General features: G+C 56.0%; 16 protein-coding genes, 1 tRNA gene and 1 pseudogene. 14 read left to right on the top strand and 4 right to left on the bottom strand.

Translation table 11 applies throughout. The features are described from left to right. Window positions 1-85: 85 nt before the first annotated feature. The 3 genes from CUC55_RS21165 to dps all read left to right on the top strand — a co-directional run bounded on the left by CUC55_RS21165 (window position 86) and on the right by dps (window position 2593). Window positions 86-1603: a tripartite tricarboxylate transporter permease gene (locus CUC55_RS21165; RefSeq protein ID WP_067644417.1), complete on the top strand. Its 1518-nt coding sequence runs from the start codon at window positions 86-88 to the stop codon at window positions 1601-1603. 123 nt (window positions 1604-1726) lie between these two features. Then, window positions 1727-1990, top strand: a complete 264-nt coding sequence (locus CUC55_RS21170; protein WP_067644414.1) for a hypothetical protein — start codon at window positions 1727-1729, stop codon at window positions 1988-1990. Window positions 1991-2104: 114 nt separating this feature from the next. Continuing rightward, complete coding sequence (dps, locus tag CUC55_RS21175) at window positions 2105-2593, top strand: DNA starvation/stationary phase protection protein Dps (protein WP_103089050.1); 489 nt, start codon at window positions 2105-2107, stop codon at window positions 2591-2593. Between the two features lie 446 nt (window positions 2594-3039). On the opposite strand, the gene CUC55_RS21185 is transcribed toward dps, so the two are convergent. Both CUC55_RS21185 and CUC55_RS21190 read right to left on the bottom strand, forming a co-directional pair. Next, window positions 3040-3411 (bottom strand): response regulator, encoded by a 372-nt coding sequence (locus CUC55_RS21185; protein ID WP_067644406.1) that lies wholly within the window; start codon window positions 3409-3411, stop codon window positions 3040-3042. 3 nt (window positions 3412-3414) lie between these two features. Further along, entirely contained in the window at window positions 3415-4878 is a 1464-nt protein-coding gene (locus CUC55_RS21190) for a sensor histidine kinase (protein ID WP_157940995.1), read from the bottom strand. 171 nt (window positions 4879-5049) lie between these two features. On the opposite strand from CUC55_RS21190, the gene CUC55_RS21195 reads away from it, so the two are divergent. The 3 genes from CUC55_RS21195 to ligD are packed head-to-tail and all read left to right on the top strand — an operon-like array spanning window position 5050 to window position 8635. Next, entirely contained in the window at window positions 5050-5316 is a 267-nt protein-coding gene (locus CUC55_RS21195; protein WP_067644400.1) for a hypothetical protein, read from the top strand. Then, the gene (gene ku / locus CUC55_RS21200) at window positions 5313-6152 is read left to right on the top strand and encodes a non-homologous end joining protein Ku (protein ID WP_067644397.1); all 840 of its coding nucleotides are present in this window, start codon (window positions 5313-5315) and stop codon (window positions 6150-6152) included. The genes CUC55_RS21195 and ku (CUC55_RS21200) overlap by 4 nt, the downstream gene beginning before the upstream one ends. A gap of 2 nt (window positions 6153-6154) precedes the next feature. Continuing rightward, complete coding sequence (gene ligD, locus CUC55_RS21205; protein ID WP_103089052.1) at window positions 6155-8635, top strand: DNA ligase D; 2481 nt, start codon at window positions 6155-6157, stop codon at window positions 8633-8635. A gap of 10 nt (window positions 8636-8645) precedes the next feature. On the opposite strand, the gene ku (CUC55_RS21210) is transcribed toward ligD, so the two are convergent. Further along, window positions 8646-9437 carry a non-homologous end joining protein Ku gene (gene ku / locus CUC55_RS21210; RefSeq protein ID WP_103089053.1) on the bottom strand — a complete coding sequence of 264 codons (792 nt, stop codon included), beginning with the start codon at window positions 9435-9437 and terminating at the stop codon, window positions 8646-8648. 222 nt (window positions 9438-9659) lie between these two features. On the opposite strand from ku (CUC55_RS21210), the gene CUC55_RS21215 reads away from it, so the two are divergent. The 8 genes and pseudogenes from CUC55_RS21215 to CUC55_RS21250 all read left to right on the top strand — a co-directional run bounded on the left by CUC55_RS21215 (window position 9660) and on the right by CUC55_RS21250 (window position 21301). After that, entirely contained in the window at window positions 9660-9926 is a 267-nt protein-coding gene (locus CUC55_RS21215; RefSeq protein ID WP_342587819.1) for a hypothetical protein, read from the top strand. A gap of 85 nt (window positions 9927-10011) precedes the next feature. Further along, a complete protein-coding gene (locus tag CUC55_RS21220) occupies window positions 10012-10362 on the top strand; it encodes a hypothetical protein (RefSeq protein WP_103089054.1) in 351 nt (116 codons plus the stop codon). 42 nt (window positions 10363-10404) lie between these two features. Then, the gene (locus tag CUC55_RS21225; protein ID WP_103089055.1) at window positions 10405-11007 is read left to right on the top strand and encodes a general stress protein; all 603 of its coding nucleotides are present in this window, start codon (window positions 10405-10407) and stop codon (window positions 11005-11007) included. 128 nt (window positions 11008-11135) lie between these two features. Then, on the top strand, window positions 11136-13259 hold the full coding sequence (katE, locus tag CUC55_RS21230) for a catalase (protein ID WP_103089226.1): 2124 nt from the start codon (window positions 11136-11138) through the stop codon (window positions 13257-13259). Between the two features lie 685 nt (window positions 13260-13944). Beyond that, window positions 13945-14484: a glycosyltransferase gene (locus CUC55_RS23720; protein ID WP_425352900.1), complete on the top strand. Its 540-nt coding sequence runs from the start codon at window positions 13945-13947 to the stop codon at window positions 14482-14484. A 72-nt stretch (window positions 14485-14556) separates the two neighbouring features. Beyond that, window positions 14557-15711: pseudogene (locus tag CUC55_RS21240) on the top strand (glycosyltransferase family 1 protein); the annotation flags it as partial. 155 nt (window positions 15712-15866) lie between these two features. Then, a complete protein-coding gene (locus CUC55_RS21245; protein ID WP_425352901.1) occupies window positions 15867-19052 on the top strand; it encodes a glycosyltransferase in 3186 nt (1061 codons plus the stop codon). After that, complete coding sequence (locus CUC55_RS21250) at window positions 19049-21301, top strand: glycosyltransferase family 4 protein (RefSeq protein ID WP_103089058.1); 2253 nt, start codon at window positions 19049-19051, stop codon at window positions 21299-21301. Before CUC55_RS21245 ends, CUC55_RS21250 begins: the two co-directional genes overlap by 4 nt. Here CUC55_RS21250 and CUC55_RS21255 read toward each other — a convergent pair. Further along, window positions 21296-21372, bottom strand: a tRNA-Met gene (locus CUC55_RS21255). The genes CUC55_RS21250 and CUC55_RS21255 overlap by 6 nt on opposite strands. Between the last annotated feature and the right edge of the window lie 78 nt (window positions 21373-21450).

Raw genomic sequence — 21450 nt, forward strand, 5'->3', positions numbered from 1 at the left:
CACTCGATAAACAACAAGATATGAAACCTTCGCGCCCGCATTTTAAGCGCAGCAAAGGCTTCACCCGACAGGGGGACAACTGTCCATGAGCACTTTTGAATTTCTGCTGCAGGGTCTGGCGGTTGCCGCGCAACCTATGAACCTTGTTTATGCGTTGATCGGCGTCACACTCGGCACCGCTGTCGGCGTTTTGCCCGGCATCGGTCCGGCCTTGACTGTCGCACTGCTTTTGCCCGTCACCTACCGGCTCGATCCTGCCGGATCGCTGATCATGTTTGCCGGTATCTATTACGGCGGTATGTATGGTGGCTCGACCACGTCGATCCTGTTGAACACGCCCGGCGAAAGCGCCTCTATCGTCACCGCGCTGGAGGGCAACAAGATGGCCCGAGCGGGGCGCGGAGGACCGGCACTTGCCACTGCTGCCATCGGCTCTTTCGTCGCCGGCCTGATAGCGACCATCGCCCTTGCCTTCGTTGCCCCTTACATCGTCAAGCTGGCGCTGGTCTTCGGGCCCCGCGAATATTTCGCGCTGATGGTGCTGGCCTTCGTCACCGTGTCATCGGCATTTGGTGATTCCGCACTGCGCGGCCTCACTTCTCTGTTCATCGGCTTCACGCTGGCCATTGTCGGCATCGACCAGTTGACCGGCCAGACGCGCATGAGCTTCGGCATTCCCGACCTGCTGGACGGTGTGGAAGTCACAACACTGGCCGTCGCCATGTTCGCCATCGGCGAAACACTGTTCATCGTGGCGCAGGGCCAGAGCGGCGACGAAAAGGTCGAAGCCGTCAAGGGGTCTGTCTGGATGAGCGCGCAGGACTGGGCACGGTCCTGGAAGCCGTGGCTGCGCGGCACGTTAATCGGCTTCCCGATTGGCGCGATGCCAGCAGGTGGCGCTGAAATCGGCACCTTCCTGTCCTACGCAACAGAAAAGAAGCTGTCGAAGCACCCGGAAGAATTCGGCCACGGTGCCATCGAAGGCGTCGCGGGTCCCGAAGCGGCCAACAACGCATCTGCCGCCGGTACACTGGTTCCACTGCTGACGCTCGGCCTGCCAACGACGGCAACAGCCGCCATCATGCTGGCCGGTTTCCAGCAGTTTGGCCTTCAGCCCGGCCCGCTTCTGTTCGCGACCAATCCGCAACTCGTCTGGGGTCTGATCGCAAGCCTGTTCATCGCCAATCTCATGCTGCTGGTTCTCAACCTGCCGCTGATCGGCCTGTGGGTAAAGCTGCTGACCATTCCCAAGCCTTGGCTCTATGCCGGCATTCTCTTGTTCGCGACGCTTGGCACTATCGGCGCGAACCCGTCGGTCTTCGAACTCGGCATGCTGCTCGCCTTTGGCATTCTCGGCTATGTCATGCGCATCTTCGGTTACCCGATTGCGCCTGCCGTCGTCGGCCTCATCCTCGGACCACTGGCCGAACAGCAGTTACGCCGTGCACTGGCCATCGGCCAGGGCGATCCATCCGTACTGTTCACGTCTTGGATTGCAGTGGCCCTGTTTGCCGTTGCAGCCGCGGCCTTCTTCGTGCCGCTCATCATGCGCATTCGCGGTCGCGGACAGGTGCTGACACAGCTTGCTGCCAACGAAGACTGATCAAGCTCCCTCCCAAGGGCCTGCCCCGCATTCGAAAGAGTGCGGGGCNTTTTTATGGCCGCGATGGAACAGACAGGATGCCGTTATCTTTACAATAGTTAGACAACATCTGGGAAAGATATCATGCGCAAACTGGCCATGCTTTTCGTTGTGGCGCTTGCGTCATGCACAACAGCTTCAAACGCTATAGAGCCCATTCCGGGCAGCATTACCTATAATGGTCAGCCAAGGACCAAACTGACCAAATCTCCCATAGGCAGCACCTTCAGTCACGACTTCAGCATGGGAGACGGGCGCCGGGCATACGAAACTTATCGTATCGCACCAGACCGCTCCCTCATCTTGATGAACCGTGTGATCATGAGCGATGTCCCGCCAGATAATTAGATTTCGTAAAGAATATATATTTTCCATCACAGATAATGGAACGACTGACGCCCCAAGTCGTTGATTTCCCGGACGTTTAAAAATCAGAACATAATCGCGTTTCAGGAGAACGACATGAGAACTCATAAGACCCGAAACGATCTACCTTCAAATACCAAAGCGACCGTCATAGGGCTCTTGAACGAGGCCCTTGCCTCCGTTATCGACCTTTCTCTGGTAACGAAGCAGGCTCACTGGAACCTGAAAGGCCCGCAATTCATAGCCATCCACGAGTTGCTTGATACCTTCCGCAGTCAGCTGGATAAGCACAGCGATACGATTGCGGAACGCGCCGTCCAATTGGGTGGCACAGCGCTAGGAAGCGTACAGTCGGTTACATCGACGTCGAAACTCAAAGCCTATCCAACGGACATTTTCAAAATNCAGGACCATCTGGACGAGTTGATAGAACGTTACGGCGACGTCGCCAATCTTATTCGAAAGTCTGTCGATGAGGCGGACGATGCAGGCGACCCGAACACAGCCGACATTTTCACGGCTGCGTCACGCGACCTCGACAAATCGCTTTGGTTTCTTGAAGCCCATATCCAGGAAAAGAGCTGACCAAAACAAAAGCGCCCGGGAAACCGGGCGCTTGGACTGTCTCAATCTGATTAGTGGGGGCGCAGAACCGCCTTACCTATGTCGCGAAGCATATCATGATCCAGAATGCCGCGTTGGGCACTTCTAATCAGAACTGCCGCGCATTTATTCGCCACCTGACTGCTCCGATCTTCAAGGCATTCNAAACAAACGCCATCAAATATAGTCTGAAGATCAGTGACCTGCTGGGGAGACAATTGTGTACCCACACGTTGAAAAGCCACGTACGACAAGGCTCATCCTCCTGAAAGATGCGAATTATCAGTACTCATTCCATGAACAATTATCTTTTACACCTGATCGAATCGCATGTCGAATCAGATTTTAACGAANTTTCAATGATTANTTTTGTCNAAAATGCAGATGGTTTGCAGCCGTTACTTTCAGGCCACGGCAGTGGAGATCGTTCAGTACAGAGGCAGACCTACGTCCATCAGTGCCTTTTCGATGAGATCGGGGGAGACCGGTTTCGTTAGAAAAACCGCCCCCGGTGGCAACACGCCGTCGGCGGGATTGTATCTGCCTGAGATTACGACGACCTTGATGTCCGGCCAGCGCCGGTGTGCTACATTGGCAAGCCCCAGCCCATTGATCGAGCCGGGCATATCGATATCTGTCAGAATAGCGTCGATACGGACTTCAGTTTCCAGCATCTCGACCGCTTGATCAGCTGTTGCTGCCTCTTGAGCCAGGAATCCGAGATCCGAAACCATGTCAACCAGATCGAGACGAATGAGCCCGTCGTCCTCAACGATGAGAAGTCGTGCTGGCGGTTGCATCGATCAATGCTCCTGCTGAAAACTGGCAAGGTCGGCTGAGATCACGCAACGCAGACCACGGGCATCGTACAAAATATCGACGCGCCCATTGGCGGCGCCAGCGAGACCAGCCTTGATAAGCCGTGAGCCGGAACCGACACGTTCCGGAACCGCGACTTCCGGGCCTCCGATTTCCGTCCAGACAAGCTCGAATCTGTCTTTGGCTTCACCAATAATATGCCAACGAATATCCACCTTGCCATCTGGCACCGACAGCGCTCCATATTTGACCGCATTCGTGGCCAACTCGTGCATGATCAATGAAAGAGACAGGGACGGGCGTGAACCCACGCGCAGGTTGGCTCCTGAAACTGTAAATCGCGACGCCATTGGATCGTCGTGAACTTCAAGCATCTGATTGACCAGTTTGTGGACAGTGGACGTTCCCAGGCCACCCTGTATGACTGTGTCATGCGCGGCACTCAAAACTCCGATGCGAGCAGACAGTATTTTGCGCGCAGAATCCAGGTTTTCTGCCGAACGAAGCGTTTGAGATGCGATTGCCTGAACCATGGCCAACTGGTTCTTGAGCCGGTGGCCAAGCTCGTGCGATATCAGTTCCCTGTGCTTCTGCTCGGCCAGACGTTCCGTTACATCCTGTGCCTGTACCAATATGCCCGTAATGTCACCGGACGGCGCACGCATCGCCTGATACACAAGGTCTATAAACCGCTTTTGCTTCTCACCATCAGGCCCGCGATTGAGCTCGACGGGAATAGCTCTCGCCGCGAAGGGTTCTCCGGTTTTATAAACTGTATCAAGGAGGTCGATAAAGCCTTGGTCGACCACCTCGGACACGGCCTCTGCAACGGATTTCCCAATGATATCGCGGCCGATACCGATCATCGAATAATATTCTTCATTCGCAAATTCAAATATGTGGTCAGGGCCACCCAGTGTGGCGATGCCTGCCGGCGACATTTCGAATATTTGCAGCAGCTTCTCATGAAGGCTTTTCTGCTCACGCCGGACGATGATCTCACCGGTTATTTCAGAACAGGCGCAAAACATGCCAAGCACAACACCCGCCTGATCTCGCACAGGCGTATAAGAAAACGAGAAATGGGTTTCCTCGGCATAACCTTTGCGGTGCATGATAAACTCGATGTCATCCATCGATGTGCCCTGCCCGGCGTAGGCCGCAGAAATGATCGGGTCAACGGCATCCCAGATATCGTGCCAGAGCTCGCGAAACGGATGACCGAAGAATGCGGGGTGGCGGTTGCCGCACATTGCCGCGTAGCCATCATTATAAAGCGTTATTTGCGCCGGGCCCCACACCATCAACATGGGTTGCAGGGAGCCGAGCATGACGTTGACAAGTGTTTGAAGTTCGACCGGCCAGGTATCTGGGACGCCTAGAGGGCTATCATCCCAAGCAAAATTCCGGAACAAGTCTCCGCATTCACCGCCGCCTACAAAATTCAAAGCTGTCCCCGTACGTCTTTAGCCCCAAGCGCATCAACTCGGCTGCTCGCATTTGGTTCCACGATGACTCCAGCGAACGCATGGACGATTGAGAAGAGCCGCCAATCATGGAACGACGGGCATGTGGAGACGTTAGATTAGCAATCCAACAATATCGCGCAGGAGCGGTTCATGTCTCGAGTACCGAAGAAGCAGGATCAGAAATCGTGTGACGTCAGAGATCGGTTGATACTGGCGCTTCACGCGCAGCTGCGAGCGGAGCGCGAAACGCGCGACGCGATGGAGTGGGTCATGCGCAATGGTGGACTTTCACCCGAAGTCCTGGAAGCGATGGCATCGGACCCGATCCCCGTCGTGACCGCACAAGACATCAGGATGATCGACAGGTCGATCAAACATCTACGACTTGAACCCCGGCACGGAGGTGCGCATTCATGACACGCCGGGCAAGCTGGAAAGGCCACATCAAGTTCGCGGATTTTGCCTGCGAGGTTGGATTGTACTCCGCCATCACCTCATCTGAAAAGATTTCGTTCAACATCGTCAATCGAAAGACAGGAAACCGCGTCGAGCGGCAATATGTCGACAGCGATACCGGAGAGCAGGTTGAAAAATCCGATCAGGTGAGAGGCTTCGAACTCGACAATGGCGACCACGTCATCGTTGAGGGTAACGAAATCGCAGAGCTCATGCCCGATAGCAACAAGATCATCCGCATCGAAAACTTCATTGCGTGCGACAACATCGACAAGCTCTATTTCGACCGCCCCTATTTCCTCGCCGCCACCGATGGCGATGGCGAAGACGCTTTGAGCCTGCTGGCGCAGGCCATGCAGCGGCAAAATGTGGTCGCCGTTGCAGAGGCGGTGCTGTTTCGTCGCAACCGCAACCTCATCATTCGCCCGCACGGTAAGGCGCTGATCGCGACGACGCTTAGCTTCGATTACGAGGTGCGCTCACAGAACACTACGTTCAAATCCATTCCAGACCTGAAATTCGATGATGAGATGCTGGAACTCGCTGGCCACATCATCAAGAAACGTGCCGGAAAATTCGATCCTGCGGACTATGCCGATCGTTACAACGATGCCCTGGCGGAGCTGGTCAAAGCCAAAATCGAGGGCCGCCCGATCAAGAAGCCTGTCGAGGAAAAGCGCGACAACGTCGTAGATTTGAAGGAGGCTTTGCGCCGCAGCGCTGCCGGAGGCAAGGGTACGGCTGAAAAAACCGCCAGGAAGCCAGCCAGCGGGACCAGAACGAAAAAAGCGAGTTGACTATGGGCCTGCAAAGCTACAACTCGAAACGCCGTTTCGACCAGACACCTGAGCCACGCGGCACCAAGAGTGAGGTTCAGGGTTCGTCTTTCGTCATACAAAAACACGACGCCCGCAGGCTTCATTACGATTTCCGGCTGGAAATGGGTGGTGTCTTCAAAAGCTGGGCGGTGACGCGTGGCCCCAGCCTCAACCCGGAAGACAAACGGCTTGCCGTTCACGTGGAAGACCATCCCTTGAGCTACGGCGACTTCGAGGGCGTCATCCCCAAAGGCCAATATGGCGGTGGCACGGTGATCCTCTGGGACAAGGGCACGTGGCACCCCGTCGGCGACGCCNAAAAAGCATACAAGAAAGGCCATCTGGAGTTTGACCTCGATGGTGAAAAGCTGAGAGGCCGGTGGCATCTGGTTCGTATGCACGGAAAGCCCGGCGAGACCCGCGAAAACTGGCTGCTGATCAAGGTAGAGGATGAAGAGGCCCGCTCGAAGGGTGACAAGGATATTCTGGTGGAGGAGCCTAACTCCGTCAAATCGGGGCGCGATATCAGGGACGTGACCGCAAACCCTGACGATACTTGGAATTCCAAGCCGGTCAGCAAGAAGTCAGAAACTGCTGCGGGCATCAAGCAGACGCATGANTTTCCAAAAGGCGCACGCAAGGCAGCCTTACCGGATTTTATCCCGCCTGCCCTCGCGACCCTCAAACCCAAGCCGCCCGCAGGAGACCGTTGGCTGCACGAAATCAAATTCGACGGTTACCGCGTTCAGGTTCGGATCGATGATGGCAAAGTGTCACTCCTGACCCGCAGCGGGTTGGACTGGACCGAAAAGTTTGGCCCTGAGGTCGTCAAGGCTTTCACCGCGCTTCCCGTTCAAAATGCGATACTCGATGGAGAGATCGTCGTGGAACGCGACAATGGCGCATCGGATTTTTCAGCCTTGCAAGAGGACTTGAGCGGTGGTCGAACGGACCGCTTCCGCTATTATGCCTTTGATCTGTTGCATCTGGATGGCCAAAGCCTTCAAAACGCGGAGCTGATCGAGCGCAAGCATCTTCTCGAGAAGCTGCTGCCATCCGGCGATGCTGTCTTGCGATATAGCGAGCATTTCGAGGCAAGCGGCGAGATGATCCTTGATCACGCCTGCCGCCTGAGCCTAGAGGGTGTGATATCCAAACAGAAAAGCAGCAAATATCTTTCCGGACGCAAGGGACAATGGGTGAAGTCCAAATGCTCCAGCCGTCAGGAATTCGTCATCGCTGGCTTTACACTGTCATCCACCTCGGATCAGGCCATCGGTTCACTGGCTCTCGGTGTCTACGATAAAGATGGATTGCACCACGTCGGACGCGTCGGAACGGGTTTTACGGCAGATGTCGCGGAAACGCTGTTCAATACACTGAAGCCTCTCAAGGAAAAATCGAGCCCGTTTGTCGACAAACTCACCGCGCTGGCAAAACGGGACCTGATTTTCGTCAAACCGGAGATCGTTGCGGAGGTGGAGTTTCGCACGTGGTCTGCGGATGGCAACCTGCGCCACGCATCGTTTCGGGGTATTCGAGAGGACAAGAATGCGAAAGATATCCATCGCGAGGATACGCAAAGTTCGGCAAAGCCTGTCCCCAAAACAAGTGTCACTTTCAGCCACCCGCAACGACTGTATTGGCCAAACGACGGCGTGACGAAGGAAGGTCTCGCCGATTATTACGCGCAGGTCTGGCATCTGATGGCACCCTATATCGTAGACAGGCCGCTCGCCCTTCTTCGCTGCCCGGATGGCATAGACGGACCGCATTTTTTCCAGAAACATCCGTGGCGTGGCACCAACAAAGCCATCGGCCAGATTGCGGACCCCAAGGATAAGCGGGGCGAACCACTGATTCGCATCACAGACTTCGACGGGCTGATGGCACTGGTTCAGTCGGCAGCGCTGGAAATTCACCCCTGGGGCGCGACAACGCGCAGTTGGGAAAAGCCCGATATGATCACCATNGATCTCGATCCCGGGGAAGACGTGACCTGGAGCGATGTCATTGGCGCGGCGCTTGAGCTGAAGCAGCGTTTTGAGGATGCAGGGCTGGCGGCCTTCGTCAAAACATCCGGTGGCAAAGGGTTACATGTCGTAAGTCCTCTCAAGCCGCAGGCAGGATGGACGGCGGTGAAGGCATTCGCCAAAGCCATGGCTGTCAGCATGGCGAAAGATGACGGGGACAAATTTATTGCCGTCTCGACCAAGTCCAAGCGGCGTGGTCGCANTTTCATCGATTATCTTCGCAACGGCCGCGGCAACACCGCCGTTGCCCCGTACTCGTCAAGAGCACGACCCGGAGCTGCTGTCTCCATGCCGCTGGAATGGTCCGAATTGTCAGATCAGATCAGTCCTGATTATTTCACCGTCACCAACATCGCACCGCGTCTTTCTGCGATGAAGAATGACCCATGGAAAGGCTTTTTCGATGCCGCGCAACCGCTGCCGAAATAGTTAGAATCGCTCAGCCTCGTTTCTCAGAGGCGAGGCTCTTTTTAAGAGCATCCATAATGTTGATGACGTTGCCGCCACTCTTTTTGGCAGGCGAGGATTTGGATTTCGAGGATGTTTTACTCTTTTCCTTGGATTTGAGCAGCGCCTTGATCTTCTTTTGAACCTTGTCCTGCGTGACGGATGGTTTCCACGCGATGGTATTTTCCTCGATCCGCNTTTCCATCAGTGACAGGAGATCGGAATCGAGTTTCTTTTTAGGCTCCAGCGTATCGATGCTTTCGCGCACCTCATCGGCGTAATGCAGTGTCCATNAAATGATGCCATTGCCCGCAGGCTCCAGCAGGACGGCATGTTCCCTGCGATAAATCACCAGNCGCGCGATACCTGAGACATTATTGGCCCTCATCGCATCCCTGATGACGCCGAATGCCTCGGCACCGATCTTGTCTTCAGGTTTCAGAAAATGCGGGCGGTCATACCATATCCAGTCGATCGAGCCTGCGGGAACGAACGTCTGGATATCGATGGNTTTGGTGCTTTCCAGCCCGACAGCATCGATCTCGTCGTCTTCCAGCAAAACGAAGCCGCTATCTTCCTTGGGAAATCCTTTGACCTGATTTTTGTCTGCCACGCGGCGGTGCGTCGTGCTGTCGGCATAATGGCTTTCAACACGGTTGCCGGTCTTGCGGTTCAGAATGTGAAATCTGACCTTAGCGCTTTCCGTGGTCGCAGGCGTCAGGGACACCGCAGCCGTAACCAAAGAAAGCCGTAGATGTCCTTTCCAGAAAACGTGACGTGGCATGACCGCGAACTCCCTCTTTGATTGCTTTTCCGATAAACGGCGCAGCGCCAACATCGTTGCCGACACCGACGAAAACATCGTCTGACGCAGGGGCATGAGATTCGGCGCCCTGAAATCAGTGCCGTTGGAACAATCCAGAAGTCGCAGTTGTTAGGGACATGAGCGCGCCCATTCGAGTATTCCGACCGCTTCCGGGGCATTGAGGGAACCAGAGATGTGGTCTTGATGTGCGCGCAGGATATGGCTGCGGCTGGCCTGCATGAAGGCCAGGAAATCACGCTGGTCAGTGATTTCGAAGATGGCAAGAGACGAGAGCTGGGCGGCTTTTCCGTGCGCGCTCACAACCTGCCCCGCGGCACCATCGGTGCTTACTATCCAGAGGCCAACACGTTGATTTCCATCGACCATCACGACGAATTGTCGACGACACCTGCCTCCAAAGCAATCCCTGTCAGGATCGAAACAGGACAGCCGTCAAAGTCCATTTAATTTCACTAATATGGAACGAATGGTCTGACGGACGGTTATTGAGCCACGGAGCTGTAAAGAACGGTCCGCATGAGAGGAAATCACCATGAAGAAGATTATTCTTGCAGCAGCGCTGTTGAGCGCTACTGCCCTGACAGCTGCTGCCCAGACAACTGCACCTGCAACGACGGCTCCGTCCACGACGGCTCCAGCGACAAGCACTGATGGTAACACACCAGCAGTTGCAACGCCGGAGACCAAGAACCCGACGGCCCCTGTCGAAGGTGCAAACAGCTTCACCGAAGAGCAGGCAAAGACCCGCATCGAAGAAGCCGGTTTCTCTGACGTCAAGGATCTCAAGAAGGACGACAAGGGCATCTGGATGGCGGCAGCCATGAAGGACGGCAAGGCCGTTATGATCGCCATGGATTACCANGGCAACGTCGTCGCCAAGTAACGTCGCAATCGCATGATGCCAACGAAATACGAGGAAAATAATATGNAAACCATTACCGGACTTTTCGACGATCATTCAGATGCACGCTCGGCGGTTAACGCCCTGGAATCTGCTGGCGTACCATCCGATGACATCAGCATCGTTTCCAACAACGCCGATAACCATCACACCGACGAATCGAAAGCCGCCGAAGGCGCTGGCACCGGTGCTGGTATCGGTGCCGTCGTCGGCGGTGCGGGCGGTCTTCTGACCGGCCTCGGCATCATGGCGATCCCAGGCGTCGGCCCGGTCGTCGCCGCAGGTTGGCTTGCAGCCACCGCCGCAGGTGCCGTTGCCGGTGCTGTCGCAGGTGGAGCTGCCGGTGGCATCGTCGGCGCGATGACAGACAACGGCGTTTCTGAAGAAGACGCCCATGTCTACGCCGAAGGCGTGCGCCGTGGCGGCACCATCGTCACTGCAAAGGTCGATGATGCTATGGTGCCTGAAGCCGAAGCCATTCTCAAGCGCTCGAACTGGGTCGATCCGTCTGAACGCCGCGTGGCCTATAATGAGCAGGGTTGGGAAAAATTCGACGATACGCTCGATCCCTACAATGCCGAACAGATCGAAAAAGAGCGCACCCGCTACGGCCGTCCCGGCCTCTAAGCCAGACTGATGAGTGAGGAGGCCGCCTCTTTCGGGCGGCCTTTCTACGTCTGGGTCGTGCTGACGCAGTCGAGATCGAAACGATGAGGAGAACCACCATGGCCNAAAAACCGGCTGCCCTAAAATCCATGCAGAAAACCGACATCGTGACCATCCACGATCAGAAAATGCAACGCGGATCGGGTGGGGAACTCCACCAGTTTGCGGAGGGAGACACACCCGTCCTGACGACGGCCCAAGGCGGCCCCGTCTCGGACGATCAGAACTCTTTGCGGATCGGCGCGCGTGGTCCGCTCGTCGTAGATGACTTTCATTTCCGCGAGAAGATGTTCCATTTCGATCACGAACGGATACCGGAACGCGTCGTTCACGCGCGTGGCTATGGAGCTCACGGCTATTTCGAAAACTATGATTCGCTTGCGCAGTACACCAAGGCGGACCTCTTCCAGCGCAAGGGCGAAAAGACGCCCGTCTTCGTGCGCTTCTCCACGGTAGCGGGCAACAAGGGATCCGCCGACCTGGCACGCGACGTGCGTGGTTTTGCAGTCAAGGCCTATACCAAAGAGGGAAATTGGGATCTGGTTGGCAACAACATTCCGGTCTTCTTCATTCAGGATGCCATCAAGTTTCCAGACCTCATCCATGCTGCCAAGCAGGAGCCGGACCGCGCCTTCCCGCAGGCGCAGACGGCCCATGACAATTTCTGGGATTTCATCAGCCTGACGCCTGAGAGCATGAACATGATCATGTGGACGATGTCGGACAGAGCCATCCCTCGCTCGCTGCGGTTTATGGAAGGTTTTGGCGTCCACACTTTCCGCTTCGTCAACGACAAGGACGAATCCACCTTCGTCAAGTTTCACTGGAAGCCAAAGCTGGGTCTCCAGTCCGTTGCTTGGAATGAAGCGGTCAAGATCAACGGTGCCGACCCGGATTTCCACCGTCGCGACCTGTGGAATTCCATTCAATCAGGCAACTTCCCGGAATGGGAGCTGCAGGTCCAGCTGTTCGATCAGGAATTTGCCGATAACTTCGATTTCGACGTTCTCGATCCCACGAAGATCATCCCGGAAGAAATCCTGCCGCCAAAGGCCATCGGTCGTATGGTGCTGGATCGTATGCCCGACAATTTCTTTGCCGAGACAGAGCAGGTTGCGTTCATGACCCAGAACGTGCCGCCGGGTATCGATTTCAGCAACGACCCGTTGTTGCAGGGCCGCAACTTTTCCTATCTCGATACACAGTTGAAGCGCCTTGGCGGTCCAAACTTCACCCACTTGCCCATTAATGCGCCGAAGTGTCCTTTCGCACATTTCCAGCAGGATGGTCATATGGCCATGCGCAACCCTGTCGGCCGGGTCAATTACCAACCGAACTCGCATGGCGAAGGCCCGCGAGAATCGCCCACTCAGGGATATCGCCACTTTCCCGCAGAAGAACAGGGCACCAAGGCACGCCTGCGTCCTGAAAGCTTCGCAGACCATTACAGCCAGGCGCGGCAATTCTATATCAGCCAGACAGGCGCAGAACAGCGCCACATTGCAGCGGCTTTGACCTTCGAACTCAGCAAGGTCGAAATGCCTGTGATCCGCGAACGCATGGTATCGCATCTGCTGAATATCGATGAAACGCTGGCCGCAACGGTTGCGCAGAAGCTTGGCCTCGAGGCGATGCCAAAACACGCTGATGCTGCCATGCCAACCCGTCAGGATCTCGACCCATCGCCCGCACTCAGCATCGTGAACAATGGTCCGAAGCGTTTCGAAGGTCGAAAGCTCGGCATTCTGATCACGGATGGTGTCGATGTTGGCATGTTGAAGGCCCTGACCGACGCCATTACTGCCGAAAAAGCCGTGTTCGAGTTGATTGCTCCAAAGGTTGGCGGCGTCAAAGCCTCCGATGCCAGCATGATCAAGGCTCACCACATGATAGATGGCGGCCCTTCGGTGCTCTTCGACGCGGTTGCTCTGCTGACCTCGCCGGATGGTATAGACGACCTGATCGATGAAGCGACCGCGCGAGACTTCGTGGCAGATGCCTTCCAGCACTGTAAATTCATCGGTTACGTCGAATCCGCTACTCCCCTGCTTCAAAAAGCAGGTATCGCGGACGCAATCGATGAAGGTGTCATCGCATTGCCGCAGGATGAAGACCCAACGGATTTTGTTTCGAAACTCGCAGATTTACGGGTCTGGGGCCGCGAGCCATCGGTAAAGCTTGGCAAAGCGTCTGCGCCTCCTAAAAGTAAATGAATACGAAAAGCGCGACATTCCGGTGTCGCGCTTTTGATTTTGGATGACAGGCTGGAACGCGGCGATGACACAAAACCCGAAGCTACGACGCCTCGTCGTCATCAGCGACTATCAGGACGGCAGCACTTTCCCCGACGAAGTTCCAAGCGTCCAACACTTCAAACATCAATGGCAAAGTGGAAACCGTGGTCGGCCAGCACGTGCCTCGGAGGTCATTGCGGATTTCCACGTCGAGGGTGGATACATCGAGCGCCTTCCTCTCGCATGCGTCAAAGCGGGTCTTGTGGATGTCGTTGAAATCTGGACCCATTGGCGCGGCGGTGATCTGCCGCCACCAGATATGAGCAAGGCTCCCCTCCTCATCCGGCGGGCATTTCAGATGGACGGGCCTGATGCCCCTTTCAGCTCCAATGACATGCTGGCTTACATCGATACGTTTGGCGCACCCGAAATCCTATGCGTTTGGGGACTTGGCGTATCGGAAGATATTCTAAACGCCTGCCAGNAAAGCTATAAAATATATAATTCCATAGACGCACCTGCCCTGCGGGTGNCGCCGGATGTCAGCAGACATTTCGACTTGATCCTGACAGGTGCCGAATGGCAATCTCGTGAGATTATCGAACGCCACTCACATATAAAAACTGCAGTCCTGCCCATTGGACCGGAGTTCGCATCCGACTGCATGTTCTATCCAATCAAGGGCGAGAAACCCTACGATGTCATCTACGTGGCCGCCGCACAGAGCTACAAACGTCACGACATTCTCTTCGAGGCCTTGGCGAAACTCCCCCGGTCTATCCGCGCATTATGCGTCTTCGGCTACGGCGAAATGAGTAACGATCTGCAACGGCACGCTCAGAAACTGGACATCAATGTCGATTTCGTCGGGCCGCCCGGCGTACCGTTTTCTGAAATCAACCGCTTGATGAATATGGCCAAAATCGGCGTCGTGTGTGGTGTCGATGACGGCGCTCCAGCAATCATTACCGAATATATGCTTGCCGGTTTGCCGGTGCTGGCCAACAGCGACCTCAAGTGCGGTCTTCAATACATCACTCCGCAGACCGGTCTCGTTGCATCGGCCGACCAGTTTCACGAGGGCATCCTTACGATGCTGGAACACATCTCGACCTTTTCCCCGAGACAAGCCGTTCTCGATGATTGGACATGGCAACATTCGGTCACGAAATTGCGTAAATTCATGGGAATTTCAGAGCATTAGAAAGTTTTCAATAGCTCAGGAACAAACCCTATTTCCCCCGGTTTGAGTACGCCCTCAAACGCGGATGCACCAATGAATCTCTCCAGTTCGATATCTTCACCACTACATGCAATGAACGAGCGCAACGCGCCGCTCATCTGTTTTTCGCACCTGCGGTGGGATTTCGTTCTTCAGCGTCCGCAACATCTGATGGAACGCTTTGCCAAGGACAGAGCGGTGTTCTTCTTCGAAGAATTCATCCCGACAGACCACCACCTCGCCTATCTCGAAATTCATCCTTTCGAGGGTACGACGGTCAAATCCGTGCGTCCTCGCATNCCCCACTGGTGGAGCGAAGCTGATCGCGAACGCGCCCTTGCCAAATTGCTGGATGACCTGTTGGCAATGTATGGCGCGGCGCTGCCTATCCTCTGGTTCTACACACCTGCGATGTACGGCTTCGCACACCACGTCGATGCATCGGCAGTTGTTTATGACTGCATGGATGAGCTGGCGAATTTCAAGTTTGCACCTCAACGCATGAAGGAAATGGAAGCAGCGCTGATGGCGCGCGNCGACGTCGTCTTCACCGGCGGTTACAGCCTTTACGAGGCGAAACGCGATCGGCATGACAACATTCATGCCTTCCCCTCGGGCGTGGATGTCGCGCATTTCCATGCCGCCCGTAGGGATCGGCAGGAGCCAGCAGATCAGATGTCGATACCTGGCCCGAAAGTCGGCTATTACGGCGTTATAGATGAGCGTCTGGATCTGGCGTTGATCGAAGCAGTGGCCAAAGCCAGACCGCAACTCTCCTTCATCATCATCGGCCCGGTGGCGAAAATTGCGCCTGAAGACCTTCCGAGAGCTCTCAATATTCACTACCTCGGTCAGAAAGATTACAGGGAATTGCCCGCCTATCTCTCCGGGTGGGACGCAGCACTCATGCCCTTTGCACTGAACAGCTCGACGCAATTCATCAGTCCAACGAAGACGCCCGAATATCTCGCGGCAGGTCGTCCGGTGGTCAGCACACCGATTACCGATGTCATGCGTCACTACGGGGAGGTCGAAGGCGTTTTTGTTGCCGCCGATGCTGCCGGGTTTGCAAAAGCCTGCGATGAAGCGCTTGCTTTGAAAAAGTCCGGTCAGAACTGGTTGGTCCCTGTCGACGTCATGCTCGACGCGTCATCCTGGAACAAGACGTTTCTCGGCATGAAGGCGTTGATGGATGAAGCGGTTCGGAGACATCCCTACGCGGCTGTCACCACTGCTCAGCCTGTGATCCGCAAACAGAGCCAACCTTCTGTCGTGTCACACAACGACATCGCGGCTGTCAGCGGCCTATGAGCAACGGTCGTCATAGGATCGTCCTTGCAACTGACAGTCTCGACCCGTCCGGCATGGGTGAACACATGCTGACGCTCGGTCGAGCGTTGGGCGATGGTTGGGATGTCACCATTGCAGCACCATCCGGCACTTCGGACGAATTGATTTCGAAAGCCGCACGTCATGGTCTGGCCGTCAAAAGCTTCAGCGACGATGCAGAATTTTCAAAATGGCTGAAAACCTCGGACGCCTCGCTGCTTCACGTCCACGCGGGCATTGGTTGGGAAGGACACAAGACCGCCAGAGCAGGCATTGCCTGCAATATTCCCGTCATCAGAACGGAACATCTGCCCTACCTTCTGACGGATGGCGATCAGAAGCGTGAATATGAACGCGAATGCGCGTCACTTGCTCATCGTATCGTCGTCTCACAGGCATCCAAAGCCAGTTTCGAAGACAATGGCGTCGATCCCGATGACGTGACAGTGGTGCGCAATGGCACATTTGCATTGGAGTGCCGACAGGACCGGCACATCGACCTGACCGATGATCTCAAGGGTAAAAAAGTTCTCATTACGGTTGCCCGATTTTCCCGGCNAAAAGACCACACCACACTGATCAAAGCTTTACCCATCATTCTCGCCGCTCACCCGTCCACCGTGCTTCTTCTGGTCGGCAAAGGTGAGGAGCTGAAAGCGGTCAAGGCCTTGGTCGATGAGCTCTCTTTGAGAGAACACGTGCTGTTTGCCGGTCACCGCAGTGATATTGCCGACCTCATGGCCAGCGCCGATCTTTTCGTCTTACCATCGCGGTTCGAAGGACTGCCGCTTGCGGTACTGGAAGCCATGTCGATTGGGCTACCGGTCGTCGCAACCAGTATTGGCGGCAACATAGAGGCCTTGGAAGCGCAGCATCCATTCCTGGCCGAAGCTGGAAACCCTATCTCTCTGGCCGCTGCGGTGATCGACGCTCTCAATGACCCTGCAAAGACCAAGGCCATCGGACAAGCTGGCTGCACACGCTTCAACAATGAATTCTCAGCTCAACGCATGGCGACCGAAACCGCAGCAGTTTACCGACGCGTTCTTTCTCGCCACACTCAACCCATACAAGGACACGTTTCCATGAAAAAGGCACGCATCGGCTTTATCGGTGTCGGCGGTATTGCGAACCGCCATCTGGATATTCTCGCCGGTTTTGAGGACGTCGCACTTGTCGCATTTGCCGATCCGGATTTCGCACGCGCTGAGCAGGCCGCCTCTCGCTTCGGTGCAAAAGCCTTCGATAATCACCGCGCAATGCTGGAGCAGGAGACGTTGGATGCGGTCTATATCTGCATTCCCCCCTTCGCCCATGGAGATGCGGAGCGCGATCTGATCAGCCGCGCAATACCCTTCTTCGTCGAAAAGCCGATCACGCTCGATCTCGCTTTAGCCGAAGAACTCAGCACCGCCATCGAAGCCGCAAAGCTGATAACGGGTGTCGGTTACCACTGGCGTTACCTCGATACCGTCGATGAGGCGCGCAACCGTCTGGCTGACAACCCCGCACAACTTCTTTCAGGTTACTGGCTGGACCAGACCCCACCGCCGCAATGGTGGTGGAAATCCGAGCTCTCAGGCGGCCAGATGGTGGAGCAGGCAACCCACATCATCGATCTTGCCCGTTATCTCGTCGGCGAAGTTACCGATGTTTATGGCCGTGTCGGCTTCAAGGATCGCCCGGANTTTCCCGATCTCGATGTGCCAGCGGTCACGACAGCAAGTCTAACGTTTCAGTCCGGCGTCATCGCCAACATTTCTTCCACCTGTCTGCTGGGATGGAGCCACAAGGTTGGCCTCAACATCTTCGCGGACCGCCTGGCCATCGAACTGACGGATCACGACATCATGGTGGATGTCGGCGCCGGAAGACCTGTCCGTCACGCGCAAGGCGATCCGGTCTGGCGTGAAGACCGCGATTTCATCGACGCTATCAGCGGCGGCGAAAATCACATTCGCTGCACCTATCAGGATGCCCTGGTCACGCACCGCGTCGCATTGGCGGTTGCCACATCGGCACGAGACGGTGAGCCAGTGAGACTTGAGCATACGGCTGTTACTCGCAATCCACCGGCCCCTCTGGCTCACCCATCCCGCACGGAAGAACCGCAAGGGCTTGCTCCGGGTCATCGCATCATCCGCTCGCTTGGCATCGAGGCTCCGGGAAAAGCCTACCTGTTCGATTACGAAGAAGGCCCACCCTCTGATGGTCAGGTCCGTCTGGAAACCCTCTATACCGGTTTTTCTGCGGGAACCGAGTTGACGTTCATGAAGAACACCAACCCCTATTTCCACTCACGGTTCGATGGGAACAGAGGTGTCTTTCTCGAAAACGAACCTGATTTGCATTATCCCGTACCGTTTCTCGGTTACATGGAAGTCGCCCGCGTATCGGAATCCCAAGCAGCTGGCTTCCAACCCGGCGATGTCGTCGCGGGAACCTACGGTCACAAAAGCGGCCACACCGCCGACCCGTTTCATGATGTGCTGGTTCCACTGCCTGATGGTATCGACCCTATTCTCGGCGTATTCGCTGCACAGATGAGCCCCATCGCCGCCAATGGTATCCTGCATGCAGATGCAGACCTCCTTGGGAGCAATGTCCCATCATTTGGAGCAGGTATTGCCGGACGACACGTCATTATCGTTGGCGCCGGCACCGTCGGCCTGATGACGGCGCTATTCGCGCAAAGGGCTGGCGCGCTCGGCATCATCATTGCTGATCCATCAGAGTTCAGGCGTAAAAAGGCCGAAGCCATGGGCTTCACTGCGATGACGGAGCATGATGCATGGCAGCATGCCAAGGCACGTTGGCACAATGGCGGCAGCGACCGCGGTGCCGATATCGTCTTCCAGACCCGCGCCCATGCGGAAAGCCTCCATATTGCGTTGAAGGCGTTGCGCCCGCAAGGAACGGTCATCGATCTCGCCTTCTACCAAGGCGGCGCGGACCGTCTGCGGTTGGGCGAGGAGTTCCACCATAATGGCCTCAACATTCGCTGCGCCCAGATCAACCGCGTGCCGCGAGGGCTTTCCGGTCAATGGGACAGGCGACGTCTCGCCCATGAAACCATGAGCCTGCTGAAGAGCCACGGCGGCATCATCCGCGATCAAATGATAACGCACATCGTCCCTCTTGAGGACGGGCCGGACTTCCTCGCCGACCTCGTTACCAACCGCCCGGAATTTATGCAGATCGTTTTCAAGGTTCACAAATGACGCCGCAAGAGCCGCCTATTCGCATCCTGTTCGTCTTCGCGTGGCTCGTCGTGGGTGGAGAGGAGACAGAGGTTCGGCTACTGGCCCGCAATCTCGATCCCACCCGCTACCGCATCGAAGTCGTGGCATGNTTTCACAAACCGAACATGCCGCGTCAGACGCATGAGCAACTGAGTGAACTTGGCGTCGATGTCGACACTGCGCCCTACGACATGTCTTTCGAGGACACGGCGTCCTACCTCGCAAACAAGATACCGGGCTACGACGTCGTCATTTCCTGCCAGAACGTGGCTGACATCTACCCTGCGCTGGAGCATCTTCACTGGCGCCCACCACTGATCGAACACGGCGGACTGGTCTCCGAAGCGCTGGCCGGGCCGAAGCACTTCACCAGCCGCTATGTCGGCGTTTGCCGATCCATATGTGACGCGGCTGCGTCCGTCATGCCGGGTCGCGAGCATGACGTCATTGAAATACCGTCCATGGTCGATCTCTCCGAGTTCGATCATAAAGGACGAGCAGCCATTCGCCGTTCACTGGGTGTAGATGNAAACAGGCTCCTCGTCGGCTGGGTCGGAAGGCTGGACCCGAAGAAGAACGTCGAGGACTTTATCGAAGCAGCGGCGCTGGTGCACGCTCAAGATACCAATGTCCGGTTCGTGATCATCGGCGGGCCAGATGCATTCATGCCAGACTATGCCGAGCAGTTGCGGGCATTGGCGACGTCGAAACAACTGGATGATGTCCTAAGCTTTCTCGGAGACAGAAAGGACATCCCCGCCCTTCTTTCGGCTCTCGACATTTTCGTTTGGCTTTCCAGAGGCGAAGGAATGCCACATGTGATCGCGGAAGCAGGAGCAGCGGCGCTGCCTGTTATCGCCACACCAGACAATGGCGCGCTGCAGCAGATCAAAGACGGCGTCTCCGGCCTGTTCGTGCCTTACAACTCCCCCTCGTCCGTTGCTGATGCGATCATAAGGCTCAGCACTTCCGCAAGCTTGCGCGAGACGCTTGGGCAGGCTCTTCGCCACAAGGTAGAAGCCAGCTACAGCGCCTCTGCGGTCGTTCCGCAATGGGAGCGCCTCATCAACGCCGTGATCGCGGAGAGACCGGCATCCGGCCCGACAGGATTGCTCCAGTCTTTTCTTCAAGGCGGGTTCGAGTGCTCAACCCATCGCCTGCGCCCACGAGACGGTCAGACCATCGGTAAGCGGCTTGATGTCATCGCCGCTACCGAACACGACGTTTATGCGACAGAAGATTACCGGCAACTCGCATCCTACTCCATCCGCACCGTGCGCGATGGGTTGCGCTGGCACCTGATCGAAAAGGCGCCCTGCCACTACGATTGGTCGAGTTTCATACCGATGCTGAATGCAGCGAAGGACACCAACACACAGGTGATCTGGGACCTCCTGCATTATGGATGGCCGGACGATATCGATATCTGGTCGCCGCATTTCGTGGACCGCTTCGCCGCATTTGCCACCGCTACCGCAAAGCTCATTAAAGAGCAGACCGGCGAAATTCCCTACTATTCGCCCGTCAACGAAATCTCGTTCTTCTCATGGGGTGGCGGAGATGCAGGCTATCTCAATCCTTTCGCCCACGGGCGCGGCTTCGAGTTGAAAGTTCAGCTGGCACGTGCCGCCATTGCTGCAATGGATGCCATTCTGGCAGTGGATAGCAGAGCGCGCTTCGTCCATTGCGACCCAGTCATCAACGTCATCACCGACCCCTCACGCCCTTGGGAAAGAGGCGTGGCAGAAGGCCATCGTCAATCGCAATTTCAGGGCTGGGACCTGCTGTCAGGCCGAATATGGCCGCAAATCGGTGGAGCCGACAAATATCTCGATATCATCGGCGTCAACTACTACCACAACAACCAATGGATCCACGGCGGCCTGCCCATCGACATGGACCATCCCCTCTACAAACCGTTCAGAACCATCCTGACAGAGACCTACGCCCGCTACGGCAAACCAATTTTCATTGCCGAAACAGGCATCGAAGGAGACAGGAGAGCAAGCTGGATGTCCTACATCCACACAGAAGTCACCGCTGCCATGAGACAAGGCGTACCCATAGAAGGCATCTGCCTCTACCCCATCCTCAACCACCCCGGCTGGGACGACGACCGTGCCTGCGAGAACGGATTGCTAGGCGCTCGTTTTTTCAACGGTAAACGCTCAGTGCATCAACCGCTTGCGGAGATATTGAAACATCAGATAAATCTGGNAAAGTGGTAGCGGGAGAGGGACTTGAANCCCCGACACGCGGATTATGATTCCGCTGCTCTAACCACCTGAGCTACCCCGCCACAGAGGCACGTGACAGTTTTATAACTGTCCGTTCCNAAGGATGAGCGGCTTATAAGGTGCCGCTCCCTAAAGTGTCA

The sequence above is a fragment of the Agrobacterium bohemicum genome, assembly GCF_002896715.1.
GTDB lineage: Bacteria > Pseudomonadota > Alphaproteobacteria > Rhizobiales > Rhizobiaceae > Agrobacterium > Agrobacterium bohemicum.